Genomic DNA, 15,391 nt, shown 5'->3' with positions numbered 1-15,391 from the left:
CACAAAATCCACATGATCCAACGCCACAAAATCGCCATACTGCTTATACGCATCACGCACCGTGATCGCATAGTCACTCGGGCTGGCAGTCATTCACTAGCCTCCTTGTCACGCGTGCTTGCTAGCTCGTGCCCGGCGAGCGTCGAGTACCACTTGAACGATCAAAACCACCACGGCGACCACCATCAGCAGGGTCGAGAGCGCGTACGCGCCGTACTCGGCCCCGCGGTTATAGCGGTCCGACACCAACAGGGTCAGCGTTTGCGACTCCCCTGGCAAGTTGGACGAGACGATGATGACCGCACCGTATTCGCCGAGGGTGCGCGCGACGGTCAGCACGATGCCGTAGGTCAACCCCCACCGGATGGACGGCAAAGTGATGCGCCAAAACGTCTGCCACCAGCCAGAACCCAGGGTGGCCGCCGCCTGTTCTTGATCGGTGCCGATTTCGTGCAGCACCGGTTCCACCTCGCGCACCACGAACGGCAGGGTGACGAAGATGCTGGCCAGCACGATGCCCGGCAAGCCGAAGATGATCTTGAATCCCAGGTCGCGCTCCACGAATCCCAGCGCGCCGGCCGCACCCCAGAGCACCACCAACGCGACGCCCACGATCACCGGCGACACCGCGAACGGCAGGTCGATGACCGCTTGGAGCACCCCCTTGCCGCGGAACCGGTTGCGGGCCAACACCATCGCGGTTGGGATACCGAAGATCACGTTGAGCGGCACCACGATGGCCACCACCAGAAGCGACAGATTCAGTGCCGATATCGCCGCCGGTGTGCTGATCCAGGAGTAGAACTGGCCGAACCCGGGGGCGAACGTGCGCCACAGGATGACCACCACCGGAATGACCAGCAGCACACCGATGTAGGCCAACGCGGTGAACCGCAGCAGGTAGCGCACCCGGGGCGACGAGGTCACCGTGCCATCTCCTCGCGCTTGGCCGCACGCGCCCCGATGAGACGCAGTATCAGCAGCAGTACAAATGAAATGGAGAGCAGCACAATCGATATCGCCGCCGCCCCAGTGCGGTCGTCGTTTTCGATGAGCGTGCGGATCCACTGGGAGGACACCTCGGTTTTGCCGGGCACCGCCCCGCCGATCAACACCACTGATCCGAACTCGCCGATTGCTCGCGAGAAAGCCAGGCCCGCACCCGATAACAACGCCGGGGTCAGCGACGGCAGCACCACCGAGGTGAAGATCTTGGGGCCGTTGGCGCCCAGCGACGCGGCCGCCTCCTCGGTCTCACGATCGATCTCCAACAGCACCGGTTGGACCGCGCGCACCACGAACGGCAGCGTGACGAACGCCAGCGCCACTCCTACGCCCCATTCGGTGTGTTGCAGATGTAGGCCGACCGGGCTGCTAGCCCCATACAGCGCCAGCATCACCAGGCTGGCCACGATGGTGGGCAGCGCGAACGGCAGGTCGATGATCGCGTCAACCAGTCTTTTGCCCAAGAAGTCGTCGCGCACCAGCACCCACGCGATCAACAACCCGAATATCGTGTTGATCACCGTGACACCGGCCGAGATGGTCAGTGTCACGCGCAACGACTCCAGCGCCGCGTGCGAGGTGACTGCCAATCGGAACGCATTCCATCCGCCCCCGATCGATTGCCAGGCGATGGCCGCCAGCGGCAACAGGACGATGACTGACAACCACACGATCGCCACCCCCACCCGAAGTGACGTGGTGTTCGTCCGGCCGGCAAATCGAATGCCCCGGCCCGTGTCCGGGGCGGGTTGTTCGCCCTTGGCCTTGACCGCTTCCGGGCCGACGCTGGTGCCCGACAGTGAGCCGGTCATCCGGTGGCCTGCGTGTAGATCTTGGTGATGCTGCCGGCGCTCTTGTCGAACAGTTGCGGGTCGACGGTGGCCCAGCCGCCGAGGTCGGCGATCGTCCACAGCTTCGACGGGACCGGGAACTGCTCGCGGAACTCACCGGCGACGGCGGGATCCACGGGCCGAAAACCCGCCTGGGCCCAAACCTTTTGCGCCGCGGCGGTGTACTGGAAGTTTCGGAAGCTGACCGCGGCGGCAAGGTGAGCACTGGTATTCACCACGGCCAGCGGATTCTCGATCTTGAAAGTCTGCGGTGGGGTGATGTGCTGCACCGGCTTGCCGGCCCGCTCGGCGGCGATCGCCTCGTTTTCGTAACTGATCAACACATCCCCACTGCCTTGGACGAAGACATCGGTAGCTTCCCGCCCCGATCCCGGGCGCAGCTTCACGTGTTCACGCACCAACCGGCTGACGAAGTCGATGCCTGCTTGACTGTTGTGGCCACCTTCGCTCTTGACCGCGTAGGGAGCCAGCAGGTTCCACTTGGCCGAACCCGAACTCAGCGGACTGGGCGTGACCACCTCGATGCCTGGGCGCAGCAGATCGTCCCAGTCCTTGATGTTCTTGGGGTTGCCCTTGCGCACCACCAGGGTCACCACCGAGCCGAACGGGATGCCTTTAGTGACGTTGGTGTCCCAGTCCTTGGCGATCTTGCCGGACTTGACCAGGCGGGTGATGTCCGGTTCGACCGAGAAATTGACCAGGTCGGCCGGCTTGCCTTCGGCCACACCTCGGGACTGGTCACCGGAGGCTCCGAAGGAGGTGATGACCTGCAACCCTTTGCCTTCCTCGGAGGCGTTGAACGCCGGAATCACCTTGCTCCAGCCAGGCTCGGCGACCGAATAGGCGACCAGCGTGATGGTGGTGTGCGCACCGGCCAGCCCGCCGCCACCCACGACATCACTAGGACCGCCGCGACATCCGGCGAGGACACCGACGATCAGCGCCAGCGCGACGGCGTAGCGCCACCGCAACGTGCGTCGGGTGTCGTTAACCATTCATGGCCTTTCAGTACGGGTGTCGGATGGTCCCGGTGCTGCGGAAAGGCGATGGATCGCAGAAATGCCGAAAGCCCACCAACTCCACACCAGACGGGGGATGGGTTCAGCGACAACAGTGCACGTCGAGCGCGGCGCAACACACCGCGAGCTGGATACCGAAGCCGAGCGCGACGGCATTGCGCTCGCTAGCAACGGTTCCTGCGTGCATGGCGCGAAGCCTAACAGAATCCGTCCGGCTGTCATCTCGAGCGCGCGACGCGCGCCTGAGGCGTCCGGTCAGCGCGCCAGCAACCACGCGGCGATGACCAGCGCGACCAGCGCAACCAGGATCAGCGTGACGTGCGAGCGGGGCATCGTCAGCCGGCTGTCTCGTCGGAGTGGCGGGCCCGGCGCATCAGCGCGATGCCCTTCCCGAGGAGCGCGTCGAGTCCTGTCGCAGCGGCGAAAGCCAGACCCAACACGACCGGCATCACCGCGAGTGCCTGCAGCACGAACGGGAGTCCGGACAGCCACAGCTCGACGCTGTCCCACCAATTCAAGAACCCGTTCACTGGGTTCACCCTATGCGCCATGGCAATCGAAACCAATCCGCCGCAACGGCACCGCCTCCACGCAGGTAACACCTCGGTAGCTGCGGTAGACGGCGAGCAGGTAAACAGATGATGATGTCGGGATGGTCCTGCACGCTCATCCGGCTGACCCACCGAGCGAGAATCTTGAGACAACAGAAGATCAGGTGTTGGAGGAGGCACCGCCGACTCACGTCGATCTGACCCACCCGGCGCCGATCCCGGCCCCGCAGTCGTCGCGCAATCCGTTCCCGCCGATCGCCGACTACGCGTTCCTCTCCGACTGGGAGACCACCTGCTTGATCTCGCCGGCCGGGTCGGTGGAGTGGATGTGTGTGCCCCGGCCCGACTCTCCGAGCGTGTTCGGCGCGATCCTGGACCGCAGCGCCGGGCATTTCCGGCTGGGCCCCTACGGCGTCTCGGTGCCGTCGGCCCGCCGCTATCTGCCCGGCAGCCTGATCATGGAAACCACTTGGCAAACCCACACCGGTTGGTTGATCGTGCGCGACGCGCTGGTGATGGGGCCGTGGCATGACATCGAACGCCGGTCCCGGACGCACCGGCGCACCCCGATGGACTGGGACGCCGAGCACATCCTGCTGCGCACGGTTCGGTGTGTCAGCGGCACCGTCGAGTTGATGATGACGTGCGAACCGGCGTTCGACTACCACCGCGTGGGCGCGACATGGGAGTACTCCGCGCACGCCTACGGCGAGGCGATCGCCCGCGCCAGCAGGGAACCGGACGCGCACCCGACGCTGCGGCTGACCACCAACCTGCGGATCGGCCTGGAGGGGCGGGAGGCGCGGGCGCGGACCCGGATGAAAGAGGGCGACGACGTGTTCGTCGCGTTGAGCTGGACCAAACACCCGGCGCCGCAGACCTACGAAGAGGCCGCCGACAAGATGTGGCAGACCACCGAGTGCTGGCGGCAGTGGATCAACATCGGCAACTTCCCCGACCACCCGTGGCGGGCCTATCTGCAACGCAGCGCGCTCACCCTCAAGGGACTGACTTACTCCCCGACCGGCGCCTTGCTGGCGGCCAGCACCACGTCGTTGCCGGAAACACCGCAGGGCGAACGTAACTGGGATTACCGCTACGCCTGGGTGCGCGACTCCACGTTCGCGTTGTGGGGCCTTTACACGTTGGGATTGAACCGCGAAGCCGACGACTTCTTCGCGTTCATCGCCGACGTGTCCGGCGCCAACAGCAATGAACGCCATCCGCTGCAGGTGATGTATGGGGTCGGTGGTGAGCGCAGCCTGATCGAGGAGGAGTTGCATCACCTGTCGGGTTACGACCACGCCCGGCCGGTGCGAATCGGCAACGGCGCCTACAACCAGATGCAACACGACATCTGGGGTTCGATCCTCGACTCCTTCTATCTGCACGCCAGGTCCCGCGAGCAGATCCCGGAGACGCTGTGGCCGGTGCTGAAGAAACAGGTGGAAGAGGCGATCAAGCATTGGCGTGAGCCCGACCGCGGCATCTGGGAGGTGCGCGGTGAACCGCAGCACTTCACGTCCTCAAAGGTGATGTGCTGGGTGGCGTTGGACCGCGGCTCGAAATTGGCTGAGCGACAAGGAGAAAAGAGCTACGCCCAGCAATGGCGGGAGATCGCCGAGGAGATCAAGGAAGACATCCTCAAGCACGGAGTGGACCGGCGCGGCGTGTTCACCCAGCGCTACGGCGATGACGCGTTGGACGCGTCATTGTTGTTGGTGGTGCTCACGCGGTTCCTACCGCCCGAGGACCCGCGGGTGCGCAACACGGTGCTGGCCATCGCCGACGAACTGACCGAGGACGGTTTGGTGCTGCGCTATCGGGTCGAGGAGACCGACGACGGCCTGTCCGGTGAAGAGGGCACCTTCACGATCTGTTCGTTCTGGTTGGTGTCGGCGCTGGTGGAGATCGGCGAGGTCGCGCGCGCCAAGCGGTTGTGCGAGCGGCTGTTGGGCTTCGCCAGCCCGTTGCACCTTTACGCCGAGGAGATCGAGCCCCGCACCGGGCGGCAACTGGGCAATTTCCCGCAAGCGTTCACCCACCTGGCGTTGATCAACGCGGTGGTGCATGTGATCCGGGCCGAGGAGGAAGCCGACGGTTCCGGGTCCTTCCAGCCCGCCAACGCGCCGGTGTAGCAGCCTCAGCTCAATGCGCTGATCTTGTCCATCATCACGTGTGCCAGCTCGACGGCGCTGGTGTGCGGGTCACCTGACCCTTGATCCGACGGATTCTGGGTGCTGAAAAACGAGATCTCGACTTCGACCAAGCAGTTGTTGCGCACCCCGATGGCGCGGGCTTCGGGTCTCTTGCCCGACGGGGACCCGGACAACTGCACGAAAATTGTTGCCGCCAGCACAGAGTTGTCGACGCGCACCTCGGTGACGTCGTCGGTGAAATTGAGCGTGCCGCCGTCGATGGTGACGGTGGTGCCGTTGCAGCCGTCCCACTGCTCGGTGAACTTCGCGAAGAGGCTGTCGGCGTCGGAGGCGGTGGGGAATGCGACGACGGCTTCGGCGACGCTGATCACCTTGGACGCGGTCTCGGTGTTCCACCAGGTTTCCCGCGCGACATTCTTGACGTCGCCCGACGAGTAGGCGCTTCTGACCGTCATCGTCGACACGCCGGCGCACTCCAGCGGCGAGGCCGCGCCCAATCCGTTCTGCAGCTTTTCCGGCCCGCCGAATCGCGGCGGCAATTTCGGATCACCCTTGAAGGGTTGGTTCAGCAGCTTGGCCAGCGCATCGGAATCCAGCAGCACCCGGTTGATCGTCTCCCCGAGCAGCGGATGCGCCTTGAGGCCCGGCGCCGGACGGGCCGTACCGCCGACGGCGAAGCTGCATCCGCAGACCGACACGAGCAGCAGGAGCACCAGCACGCCAAGCCGGCGAGTACGCGCCACATCCATTGCTACTTTTTGGCCTTGTCCCCCGCCGCATCGGTGGACAACGCCGCGACGAAGGCCTCCTGCGGCACGTCGACGCGACCGATGGTCTTCATCCGCTTCTTGCCTTCCTTCTGCTTTTCCAGAAGTTTGCGCTTGCGGGTGATGTCGCCGCCGTAGCACTTGGACAACACGTCCTTGCGGATCGCGCGGATGTTCTCGCGGGCAATGATTTTCGATCCGATGGCGGCCTGTACCGGAACTTCGAACTGCTGACGCGGAATGAGTTCCTTGAGCTTCGTGGTCATCTTGTTGCCGTAGGCGAACGCCGAATCCTTGTGCACGATGGCGCTGAACGCGTCGACCGCCTCGCCTTGCAACAAGATGTCGACTTTGACCAGTTGGGCTTCCTGCTCGCCGGCTTCCTCGTAGTCCAGGCTGGCGTAGCCGCGGGTGCGCGACTTCAACGAGTCGAAGAAGTCAAAGATGATCTCCCCCAACGGCATTGTGTAGCGCAGCTCCACCCGCTCGGGCGACAGGTAGTCCATGCCACCCAGGTCGCCGCGACGCGACTGGCACAGCTCCATGATGGTGCCGATGAATTCACTGGGCGCGATGATCGTGGTCTTCACCACCGGCTCGTACACCGTGCGGATCTTGCCTTCCGGCCAGTCCGACGGGTTGGTCACGACGATCTCGGTGTCGTCTTCTTTGATGACCCGGTAGACGACGTTGGGCGATGTCGAGATCAGGTCCAGGCCGAACTCACGTTCCAACCGCTCCCGGGTGATCTCCATGTGCAGCAGACCCAGAAAGCCGCACCGGAAGCCGAACCCCAGCGCCACCGACGTCTCCGGCTCGTAAGTCAGCGCGGCATCGTTGAGTTGCAGCTTGTCCAGCGCGTCACGCAGTACCGGGTAGTCCGAACCGTCGACCGGGTACAGCCCCGAATACACCATGGGCTTGGGCTCGCGGTAACCGGTGAGGGCGTCGGCGGCGCCGTTGCGGGCCGTCGTCACGGTGTCACCGACCTTGGATTGGCGCACGTCCTTGACGCCGGTGATCAGGTATCCGACCTCGCCCACGCCCAAGCCCTCGCTGGGTTTGGGTTCGGGCGAGACGATGCCGACCTCGAGCAGTTCGTGGGTGGCGCCGGTGGACATCATCGCGATCCGTTCGCGCGGGCGGATCTTGCCGTCGACCACGCGAATGTAGGTCACCACACCGCGGTAGATGTCGTAGACGGAGTCGAAGATCATGGCGCGCAGCGGCGCGTCGGCTCGGCCCTCCGGGGGCGGCACCTGCCGGACCACCTCGTCGAGCAGCGCCGCCACGCCCTCGCCGGTTTTGCCGGAGACCCGCAGCACGTCGTCGGGCTCGCAGCCGATGATGTGGGCGAGCTCACCGGCGTAGCGGTCCGGGTCGGCGGCGGGCAGGTCGATCTTGTTGAGCACCGGGATGATGTGCAGGTCGCGGTCCAGCGCCAGGTAGAGGTTGGCCAGCGTCTGGGCCTCGATGCCTTGAGCGGCGTCGACCAGCAGCACCGCACCTTCGCAGGCTTCCAGCGCGCGCGACACCTCATAGGTGAAGTCGACGTGGCCCGGGGTGTCGATGAGGTGCAGCACGTGGTCTTCGTTGTTGACCCGCCAGGGCAGGCGCACGTTTTGGGCCTTGATGGTGATGCCGCGTTCCCGCTCGATGTCCATCCGGTCCAGGTACTGAGCCCGCATCGAACGCTCGTCAACCACGCCGGTGAGCTGCAGCATCCGGTCGGCCAACGTCGACTTGCCGTGGTCGATGTGAGCGATGATGCAGAAATTCCTGATCTGCGCCGGCGGGGTGAAAGTTTTGTCGGCGAAACTGCTGATGGGAATCTCCTGGTTGACGGATATCGGCCTGAAGACCGGCGCTTCGTGCGTATGTCCAGCGTATCCATGCGGAGCTGCCGGGACACAATTGTGCGTTCGGGTGCGGCTTCTCGCGCGCGTCTATGCTGCGAACATGGCCCCGGACAGGAAGACGCCCGGCAAGTCGCAGTGGAAAAACGTGCAGCGATTCGCGGAGAACCTCGTGTTCAACGAGGCCCCCAAATTGGTGCGTCACGTGCAGAACACGCAGACCGTGCTGCGCGAGTTGCAGCACGCCGTCAGGGTCACCGTGAATGTTATGGCCATGGCCGTCCCGCCCCCGCCCGCCGAGATCACCGCGGGCCGTCCGGTGACCAAGACCAGCTTTCCGACGGCCCAGCGGGCGCGGAAGGTGGTGTATGCCCCCGATCTCGACGGCCGCGCCGACCCCGGGGAAATCGTGTGGACCTGGGTGGTCTACGAAGACGATCCGACGCGCGGCAAGGACCGCCCGGTGCTGGTGGTGGGGCGGGAACGCACTGTGCTGCTGGGCCTCATGCTCTCCAGCCAGGACGATCACGCCGCGGACCGCAACTGGGTCGGAATAGGTTCTGGCGATTGGGATTACGAGGGCAGGAAGAGTTGGGTCCGGCTGGACCGGGTGCTCGACGTGCCGGAAGAAAGCATCCGTCGCGAGGGCGCCATTCTGGCGCGGGAGACTTTCGACGTGGTGGCGGCGCGGCTGCGCGCCGAGTATTCCTGGCGCTAGTCCGCTGATCTGCTGCGAGTGCGCGGGGGCGGCGTTCGGCGTGCGCCCACGAAGCGGTATGGCCGCTTTGGCCGCCCCTCGTGCACGCTCGACGCCCGACGCGCACGGTCGAGGGCGTCCAGCGGTTGGTCAGCCTTGGGTGATGTAGGACTGCAGCTGCTGTTGTTCGGCTTCGAGTTCACCCATCCGGGTTTTCACGACATCCCCGATGCTGACGATGCCGATCAGCTTGTTCTCGTCGAGCACCGGCACGTGGCGCACCCGGTTCTGCGTCATCAACACGCTGATGGCGTCGAGCGTGTCGTTCTTGGTGCAGGTCGCGACGTCGCTGGTCATGATTTTGGAGACCGGACGGGACAGCACGCTGGCGCCGTGGGCGTGCAGTTGGCGGACCACGTCTCGTTCGGAGACGATGCCGACCACGCCTTCGGCGCCGACCACCACCATGGCGCCGATGTTCTGGTCGGCCAAGCCGGCAAGCAGTTCCCGGACCGTCGCGTCGGGGTTGATGGTCACCACCGCCGCACCCTTGTTCCGCAAGACGTCCGCGATCCGCATCAAGCCCTCCCGCCGGGTGGTGATCTGGTTCACACCAGGCTACGGCTATCTTCCGCGGCGGGGAAGCCATCAAAGACAAGGACGCCCACCGCTTGCGAGGATGTGCCCATGATCGAGGTCACATTGCTGGGAACAGGAAGCCCGATCCCCGACGCCAACCGGGCCGGACCGGCCACGCTGGTACGGGCCGGCGGCCAGCCGTTCCTGGTCGACTGCGGGCGCGGGGTGTTGCAGCGCGCCACCGCCGCCGGGGTGGGCGCCGCCGGCCTGTCGGCGCTGCTGCTCACCCACTTGCACAGCGATCACATCGCCGAGCTGGGCGACCTGCTGATCACCAGGTGGGTGACCGACTTCGCGCCGGACCCCGCGCCGTTCCCGGTCATCGGCCCGCCGGGCACCGCCGAGGTGGTGGACGCCACGCTCAAGGCGTTCGGCCACGACATCAGCTACCGCATCGCCCACCATGCGGACCTGACCGCGCCGCCGCCGGTCGACGTCCAGGAGTACACCGATGGGCAGGTCTGGGACCGCGATGGCGTGACGATCCGCGTGGCCCCGACCGACCACCGCCCCGTGGCGCCGACGATCGGGTTCCGCATCGAAGCCGCCGGCGCTGCGGTGGTGCTGGCCGGGGACACGGTGCCGTGCGCCAGCCTCGACCAGTTGACCGCCGGCGCGGACGCGTTGGTGCATACCGTGATTCGCAAAGAGATCCTGAGTCAGGTACCCCAACAGCGGATCAAGGACGTCTGCGACTACCACTCGTCGGTGCAGGAAGCCGCCGCTACCGCCGAGCGCGGCGGCGTCCGAACGTTGATCCTGACGCACTACGTGCCGCCGCTGCTGCCCGGGCAGGAAGAGCAGTGGCGCGCCCTGGCCGCAACCGAGTTCAGCGGCCAGATCGAGCTCGGCGACGACCTACACCGGGTCGAGGTCCATCCGCGGAAGTAACGCACCGGCCACCAGCAGCCACACCAATGCCGACACCCGCGCGACCGGCAACAGCGGCCCCACTGCCGGCCAGATCAGCACCAGGGTCGTCAACTCGGCTGTTCCGGCCACGAGGACGCCGAACCATGCGAGCGGCCCCGGCAGCAGCGAGCGTCTGCGGCCAGGCACCGCTATAGCAGCGACCAGCAGACCCAGCGCCACCACGTGACCCGGGCCGCCGATCAAAAACGCCAGGTAGTAGAGCGCCCGCACCAGAGCGGCATCAGCGCTGACGTCGGCGCGTGACAACGTCCACCCCAGCAACCCAGTCAAGGCCAAGGCGCCGGACGCCAGCGCGCCGCTGACCAGGGCCAGCGTCGTCGACGCGCCGGGCGCGCCCAGGGCGCGCAGGCGCGCAGCCACCCCTGCGGCGTAGACCGCCAAGGGCACGGACGAGGCGAACACCGCGGTCGCAACGATCTGCACCGCGACCGGTTCGGCGCGCACATACCCCACTACCGCCGCCGCCGGACCGTACGGCAGCGGCAACAGCCCGCCCATTGCCACGCCCACGGCAAGCCCGCCGAACAGCAGCCCAAGGGACGCCAGCAAGACTGGTGGCAGACGCGGCCCTAATCGGTCAGTAAAATGTCTGGTAAACCCAGGACGGGAAGCCCGCGTCGCCATACCATCTGATGATCGGGCATGGCCTGGTTTTCTTTATGAGAGGTGCCAGATGTCCTACGTAGTGTCGGGGCCGGAGGCAATGCTGGCGAAGGCTGCCGATCTGGCGGGCATCGGCTCGAACATTGCGGACGTCAATTCCAACATCGCCGCCGACACCACCGAGGTCCCGCCCGCTGCCGCCGATCAAGTATCGGCGCTGGTCGCGAACATGTTCCAAGCGCACGCGCAGGAGTATCAGAGCATCGGCGGCCAGATGTCGGCCGTGCACGACCAGATCGTGCAGACACTTATCAGTGGCGCCGGCGCCTACGCCACTGCCGAGGCCGTCAACGCCGCGCGGGTGGGCGCAGACGCCGTCAACGCACCGATCCAATCCTTGCTCGGCGGTCACTGATCGCCGCTGCCGGCAGCGCTATGCGAGCCGGGTGATCTCCACGTCCACGTCCAGGTCGGTCGCCCCTGCCCCCGAGTAGATGCCCTTGAGCGGGGACACGTCGGCGTAGTCGCGGCCGGCGCCCACGCTGACGTACTGCTCGGTGATGTCGGTGTCATTGGTGGGGTCGTAGTACCACCAGCCCCCGGTCCAGGCTTGGATCCACGCGTGGCTGCGCCCTTCCAGCGTCTTGCCGACCACCGCGTCGGCGACGGGGTGCAAGTACCCGGATACGTACCGAGCCGGAATGCCCATGCTGCGCAACGCCATCAGAGTCAAATGGGCGAAATCCTGGCATACGCCTTTGCCCTGCTCCAGCGCGTCGAGTCCCGACCAGGTCACCCCGGTGGTGCCGGGCAGGTACTCGAGTTCACTGCGCGCCCACCGCGCGGCGGCGAGGACGGCTTCGCCGGGATCGTGGGACTTCATGATTCGCTTGCCGACCGCCGCGACCCGTTTACTCAGCGGGGTGTAGGAGGTGGGGCGTAGCACCTCGTCGAACCGGTCGATGACGGCATCGGCTGCCAGCTCGGCCCAGCCCGCTTTGGCCGCCGGTGGTTCCGGGCGCTCGGTTTCCACCACCGACGACGAGGTGACCGTCAACTCCACATGCGGGGCGTGCAGATCAAACGCGGTCACGGCGGTACCCCAATAGTCGACGTAGCGATAAGAGCGCGTCGCCGGAATGGTTTCCACCCGGTTGAGGATGACGTTTTGCCGAGTGTTCGATCGCGGGGTCAGCCGCGCTTCGTTGTAGGAAGCGGTCACCGCGGACTTGTAGGCGTACCCCGTGGTGTGCACCACCCGCATCCGCCACATCAGGCTTCACCCGGCTTACGGACCGACACGCCGCGCTGACCGGCATCCGACCACGCCACCCACGGCGCGACGTGAAAGTACTGCAGCGTCAACGCATCTCCGACGTCGTAACAGGTTCGCTGCAAGTCCGCCAACCGCGTCTCCAGTGATTCCAGCAAGACACCGGGCTGCACGAACTCGAGCTGACTGCGGGCCTGCCCCAGCAATCGCTGGGCTTCGGTGGTGGCACCGATCCGGCTCTGCGGATTGTGCATCAACTCGTCGAGGTTGTGTTCGGCCAGTTTCAGCGAATAGTAGACCGACCGCGGGAACAGCCGGTCGAGCATCATGAACTCCACCACCCGGGCCGCGTCCAGCACACCGCGGTAGGTGCGCAGGTAGGTGTCGTGCGCGCCGGCCGAGCGCAGCAGCGTCACCCACGCCGGTGAGGACGCGCTGTCCCCCACCCGCGACAGCAGCAGCCGCACGGTCATGTCGACCCGCTCGATGGCGCGGCCCAGCACCATGAACCGGTATCCGTCGTCGCGGGACAACGTCGAGTCGGCGAGCCCGGCGAACATCGCCGCCCGACCTTCGATGAACGACAGGAACTCATGCGGGCCAAGGCGTTTGGCGGCCCGTTCCCGTTCGGGCAGCGCGTGGTAAGTGGTGTTGATGCACTCCCAGGTTTCGCTGGAGGTCACTTCGCGTGCCGATCGGGCATTTTCGCGCGCCGCGGAGATCGCATCGACGATGGAACAGCCGCCTTGGGTGTTGGGGCTGAACGCGACGAGGTCGGTCAACGACCAGACGTCCAACGGGTGCTCGGGTGGTTCGATGCCCAGCACCTGCAACAGCACCCGCGACGCGTGGTCGGGGTCAACGCTGGAATCCTCGAGCAGTTGGTGCACGGCGACGTCGAGGATGCGGGCGGTGTCGTCGGCGCGCTCGACGTAGCGGCCGATCCAAAACAGCGCTTCGGCGTTGCGGGCGAGCATCAGCGGTTCACCTGGTGCTGCCGCTGTTCGCCGTCCTGCGCGGCCACCTGTTCCGGCCCGGCACCGTCGGGCGCCGGTTCCGGCAGTGACCGCACCACCTCAGCGGCGCCCAACTCCCGGGCGCTCGTCGAGGTGCGGGGCGCCAACACCCAGGTGTCCTTGGAGCCGCCGCCCTGGCTGGAGTTCACCACCCGAGACTCGTCAACCAACGCCACCCGGGTCAGCCCGCCCGGCAGCACCCAGATGTCGTTGCCGTCGTTGACGGCGAACGGCCGCAGATCGACGTATCGCGGCGCCAGTTTGTCTTCGATGCGGGTGGGCACCGTGGACAGTTCCATCATCGGTTGGGCGATCCAGCTACGTGGGTCGTCCCGGATCTTCTTGCTCACGGTGGCCAGTTCCTTATCGGAGGCCTCCGGACCGAAGACGATGCCGTAGCCGCCGGAGCCCTCGACCGGCTTGAGAACCAGCTCCCGGATGCGGTCGAGGACCTCCTCGCGTTCGTCGTCGAGCCAGCAACGCAGCGTCTCCACGTTGCCCAGCAGCGGCTTTTCCCGCAGGTAGTACTCGATCATGGTCGGCACGTAGGTGTAGACGAGCTTGTCGTCGCCGACGCCGTTGCCGATCGCGCTGGAGATGACGACGTTGCCGGCGCGCGCGGCGTTGACCAGGCCGGCCACTCCGAGCACCGAGTCGGCGCGGAATTGCAGCGGGTCCAGGAAGGCGTCGTCGATGCGCCGGTAGATGACGTCGACCTGCCGCTCCCCCTCGGTGGTGCGCATGTAGACCTGGTTGTCGCGGCAGAATAGGTCGCGGCCCTCGACCAACTCGACGCCCATCTGCCGGGCCAGCAGCGAATGCTCGAAGTACGCCGAGTTATAGACGCCGGGGGTCAGCACCACCACCGTGGGGTCGGCCTCGTTGGTGGCCGCCGAGTTACGCAACGCCTGCAGGAGATGCGAGGAGTAGTCGTCCACCGGGCGCACGCGATGGGTCGCGAAGAGGTTGGGGAAGACGCGGGCCATGGTGCGCCGGTTTTCCATGACGTAGGACACACCCGACGGCGAGCGCAGGTTGTCCTCGAGTACCCGGAAGTCACCGCGGTCATCGCGGATCAAGTCGATGCCGGAGACGTGAATGCGCACCCCGTTGGGCGGGACGATGCCTACCGCTTGGCGGTGGAAGTGCTCGCAGGACGTCACCAGCCGACGAGGGATGACGCCGTCGCGCAGGATCTCCTGATCGCCGTAGATGTCGTCGAGGTACATCTCGAGCGCCTTGACGCGTTGGATGATGCCCCGCTCCAACCGGGTCCACTCCGCGGCCGAGATCACCCGCGGCACCAGGTCCAGCGGAAAGGGCCGCTCCTGGCCGGACAGGGAGAAGGTGATGCCCTGGTCGATGAACGCCCGGCCCAGCGCCTCGGCGCGAGCTTTGAGCTCGGAGACGTCGGACGGCGCCAGTTCGGCGTAGATGCCCTTGTAGGGGCCGCGAACGTTGCCGTGGGCGTCAAACATCTCGTCGAAAGCCTTGGCATACACCTCGGAGGTGTCGTAACCGTCGAAGATGCGCTCGAAGCGGGCCGGCGAGCGCCGCTTGGCCTCCACGAGCTGGTTTGCAGAACTCACCCGTGCCATGCTGCCTCAATCACTGATTCCACCTGGCCAGTGGTTCCTCTTTTGGGCGAAAACGTAACCGACTGATAACCTGGGCAGTCGCAAACATGGGCCGTCAGGTCGTAAGGGCGCCTGACCACATGCCGACTCCACATCGAACGACAAAGGGAACTCACGCGTGGCCAACATCAAGTCGCAGCAGAAGCGCAACCGCACGAACGAGCGCGCCCGACTGCGCAACAAGTCGGTGAAGTCCTCGCTGCGGACCGCCATCCGGTCGTTCCGTGAGGCCACCCACGCCGGCGACAAGGACAAGGCCACCGAACTGCTGGCCGCGACCAACCGCAAATTGGACAAGGCCGCCAGCAAGGGCGTGATCCACAAGAACCAGGCCGCCAACAAGAAGTCGGCGCTCGCGCGCTCCTTGAACAAGCTCGGCTGACTC

16 protein-coding genes and 1 pseudogene are annotated in these 15,391 nt (G+C 65.8%); 5 read left to right on the top strand and 12 right to left on the bottom strand.

Annotation, left to right across the window (positions count from 1 at the left end; all coding sequences use genetic code 11):
- The 5 genes from A9W95_RS28130 to A9W95_RS23655 form a co-directional block, all read right to left on the bottom strand.
- Positions 1-93, bottom strand: a 93-nt coding sequence (locus A9W95_RS28130; protein WP_253851744.1) for a hypothetical protein, incomplete at its 3' end; no start/stop codon positions are given.
- Between the two features lie 15 nt (positions 94-108).
- Positions 109-927 (bottom strand): sulfate ABC transporter permease subunit CysW, encoded by an 819-nt coding sequence (gene cysW / locus A9W95_RS23670; protein WP_067418517.1) that lies wholly within the window; start codon positions 925-927, stop codon positions 109-111.
- Positions 924-1,817 (bottom strand): sulfate ABC transporter permease subunit CysT, encoded by an 894-nt coding sequence (gene cysT, locus A9W95_RS23665; RefSeq protein WP_067418515.1) that lies wholly within the window; start codon positions 1,815-1,817, stop codon positions 924-926. The genes cysW and cysT overlap by 4 nt, the downstream gene beginning before the upstream one ends.
- Positions 1,814-2,851, bottom strand: a complete 1,038-nt coding sequence (locus tag A9W95_RS23660) for a sulfate ABC transporter substrate-binding protein (RefSeq protein WP_067418514.1) — start codon at positions 2,849-2,851, stop codon at positions 1,814-1,816. Before A9W95_RS23660 ends, cysT begins: the two co-directional genes overlap by 4 nt.
- 359 nt (positions 2,852-3,210) lie before the next feature.
- The gene (locus tag A9W95_RS23655; protein ID WP_156746373.1) at positions 3,211-3,414 is read right to left on the bottom strand and encodes a hypothetical protein; all 204 of its coding nucleotides are present in this window, start codon (positions 3,412-3,414) and stop codon (positions 3,211-3,213) included.
- Positions 3,415-3,593: 179 nt separating this feature from the next.
- Here A9W95_RS23655 and A9W95_RS23650 point away from each other — a divergent pair, with 179 nt between their 5' ends.
- On the top strand, positions 3,594-5,564 hold the full coding sequence (locus A9W95_RS23650; RefSeq protein WP_371328111.1) for a glycoside hydrolase family 15 protein: 1,971 nt from the start codon (positions 3,594-3,596) through the stop codon (positions 5,562-5,564).
- Between the two features lie 5 nt (positions 5,565-5,569).
- Here A9W95_RS23650 and A9W95_RS23645 read toward each other — a convergent pair whose 3' ends face one another.
- Positions 5,570-6,334, bottom strand: coding sequence for a sensor domain-containing protein (locus tag A9W95_RS23645; protein WP_067418508.1), 765 nt, complete (start codon positions 6,332-6,334; stop codon positions 5,570-5,572).
- Positions 6,335-6,336: 2 nt separating this feature from the next.
- Positions 6,337-8,246: pseudogene (gene lepA, locus A9W95_RS23640) on the bottom strand (translation elongation factor 4).
- A gap of 65 nt (positions 8,247-8,311) precedes the next feature.
- Between lepA and A9W95_RS23635 the strand changes: the two are divergent.
- Entirely contained in the window at positions 8,312-8,926 is a 615-nt protein-coding gene (locus tag A9W95_RS23635; RefSeq protein ID WP_067418525.1) for a type II toxin-antitoxin system PemK/MazF family toxin, read from the top strand.
- A gap of 129 nt (positions 8,927-9,055) precedes the next feature.
- Here A9W95_RS23635 and A9W95_RS23630 read toward each other — a convergent pair whose 3' ends face one another.
- Complete coding sequence (locus tag A9W95_RS23630) at positions 9,056-9,484, bottom strand: CBS domain-containing protein (RefSeq protein WP_067418523.1); 429 nt, start codon at positions 9,482-9,484, stop codon at positions 9,056-9,058.
- Between the two features lie 108 nt (positions 9,485-9,592).
- Here A9W95_RS23630 and A9W95_RS23625 point away from each other — a divergent pair, with 108 nt between their 5' ends.
- Positions 9,593-10,435: a ribonuclease Z gene (locus A9W95_RS23625; RefSeq protein ID WP_067418504.1), complete on the top strand. Its 843-nt coding sequence runs from the start codon at positions 9,593-9,595 to the stop codon at positions 10,433-10,435.
- Here the strand turns inward: A9W95_RS23625 and A9W95_RS23620 are convergent.
- Complete coding sequence (locus A9W95_RS23620) at positions 10,403-11,101, bottom strand: hypothetical protein (RefSeq protein ID WP_371328110.1); 699 nt, start codon at positions 11,099-11,101, stop codon at positions 10,403-10,405. The two genes, A9W95_RS23625 and A9W95_RS23620, sit on opposite strands and share 33 nt — an antisense overlap.
- A gap of 49 nt (positions 11,102-11,150) precedes the next feature.
- Between A9W95_RS23620 and A9W95_RS23615 the strand changes: the two genes are divergently transcribed.
- Positions 11,151-11,495 carry a PE family protein gene (locus A9W95_RS23615; RefSeq protein ID WP_082983288.1) on the top strand — a complete coding sequence of 115 codons (345 nt, stop codon included), beginning with the start codon at positions 11,151-11,153 and terminating at the stop codon, positions 11,493-11,495.
- Between the two features lie 18 nt (positions 11,496-11,513).
- Here the strand turns inward: A9W95_RS23615 and A9W95_RS23610 are convergent, their stop codons facing one another.
- From A9W95_RS23610 to A9W95_RS23600, 3 genes are read right to left on the bottom strand one after another with little or no spacing between them, the layout of a single operon-like run.
- A complete protein-coding gene (locus A9W95_RS23610; protein WP_067418501.1) occupies positions 11,514-12,353 on the bottom strand; it encodes a transglutaminase family protein in 840 nt (279 codons plus the stop codon).
- On the bottom strand, positions 12,353-13,330 hold the full coding sequence (locus tag A9W95_RS23605; RefSeq protein ID WP_067418500.1) for an alpha-E domain-containing protein: 978 nt from the start codon (positions 13,328-13,330) through the stop codon (positions 12,353-12,355). The genes A9W95_RS23610 and A9W95_RS23605 overlap by 1 nt, the downstream gene beginning before the upstream one ends.
- Positions 13,330-14,967 (bottom strand): circularly permuted type 2 ATP-grasp protein, encoded by a 1,638-nt coding sequence (locus A9W95_RS23600; RefSeq protein WP_067418498.1) that lies wholly within the window; start codon positions 14,965-14,967, stop codon positions 13,330-13,332. Before A9W95_RS23600 ends, A9W95_RS23605 begins: the two co-directional genes overlap by 1 nt.
- Positions 14,968-15,124: 157 nt before the next feature.
- Between A9W95_RS23600 and rpsT the strand changes: the two genes are divergently transcribed.
- Complete coding sequence (rpsT, locus tag A9W95_RS23595) at positions 15,125-15,388, top strand: 30S ribosomal protein S20 (RefSeq protein ID WP_067418496.1); 264 nt, start codon at positions 15,125-15,127, stop codon at positions 15,386-15,388.
- The last annotated feature ends 3 nt before the right edge of the window (positions 15,389-15,391 follow it).

The organism is Mycobacterium sp. 1423905.2, assembly GCF_001673155.1.
GTDB lineage: Bacteria > Actinomycetota > Actinomycetes > Mycobacteriales > Mycobacteriaceae > Mycobacterium.
The sequence above is the reverse complement of the archived record's forward strand: the minus strand, read 5'-3'. Positions and strand labels throughout refer to the sequence as shown.

What these genes read in the sequence shown, in the direction of transcription:
- cysT (WP_067418515.1), bottom strand. Translation starts at nt 1,817, where the DNA reads ATGACCGGCTCACTGTCGGGCACCAGCGTCGGCCCGGAAGCGGTCAAG.
- A9W95_RS23660 (WP_067418514.1), bottom strand. Translation starts at nt 2,851, where the DNA reads ATGGTTAACGACACCCGACGCACGTTGCGGTGGCGCTACGCCGTCGCG.
- A9W95_RS23645 (WP_067418508.1), bottom strand. Translation starts at nt 6,334, where the DNA reads ATGGATGTGGCGCGTACTCGCCGGCTTGGCGTGCTGGTGCTCCTGCTG.
- A9W95_RS23635 (WP_067418525.1), top strand. Translation starts at nt 8,312, where the DNA reads ATGGCCCCGGACAGGAAGACGCCCGGCAAGTCGCAGTGGAAAAACGTG.
- A9W95_RS23630 (WP_067418523.1), bottom strand. Translation starts at nt 9,484, where the DNA reads ATGCGGATCGCGGACGTCTTGCGGAACAAGGGTGCGGCGGTGGTGACC.
- A9W95_RS23625 (WP_067418504.1), top strand. Translation starts at nt 9,593, where the DNA reads ATGATCGAGGTCACATTGCTGGGAACAGGAAGCCCGATCCCCGACGCC.
- A9W95_RS23620 (WP_371328110.1), bottom strand. Translation starts at nt 11,101, where the DNA reads ATGGCGACGCGGGCTTCCCGTCCTGGGTTTACCAGACATTTTACTGAC.
- A9W95_RS23615 (WP_082983288.1), top strand. Translation starts at nt 11,151, where the DNA reads ATGTCCTACGTAGTGTCGGGGCCGGAGGCAATGCTGGCGAAGGCTGCC.
- A9W95_RS23610 (WP_067418501.1), bottom strand. Translation starts at nt 12,353, where the DNA reads ATGTGGCGGATGCGGGTGGTGCACACCACGGGGTACGCCTACAAGTCC.
- A9W95_RS23605 (WP_067418500.1), bottom strand. Translation starts at nt 13,330, where the DNA reads ATGCTCGCCCGCAACGCCGAAGCGCTGTTTTGGATCGGCCGCTACGTC.
- A9W95_RS23600 (WP_067418498.1), bottom strand. Translation starts at nt 14,967, where the DNA reads ATGGCACGGGTGAGTTCTGCAAACCAGCTCGTGGAGGCCAAGCGGCGC.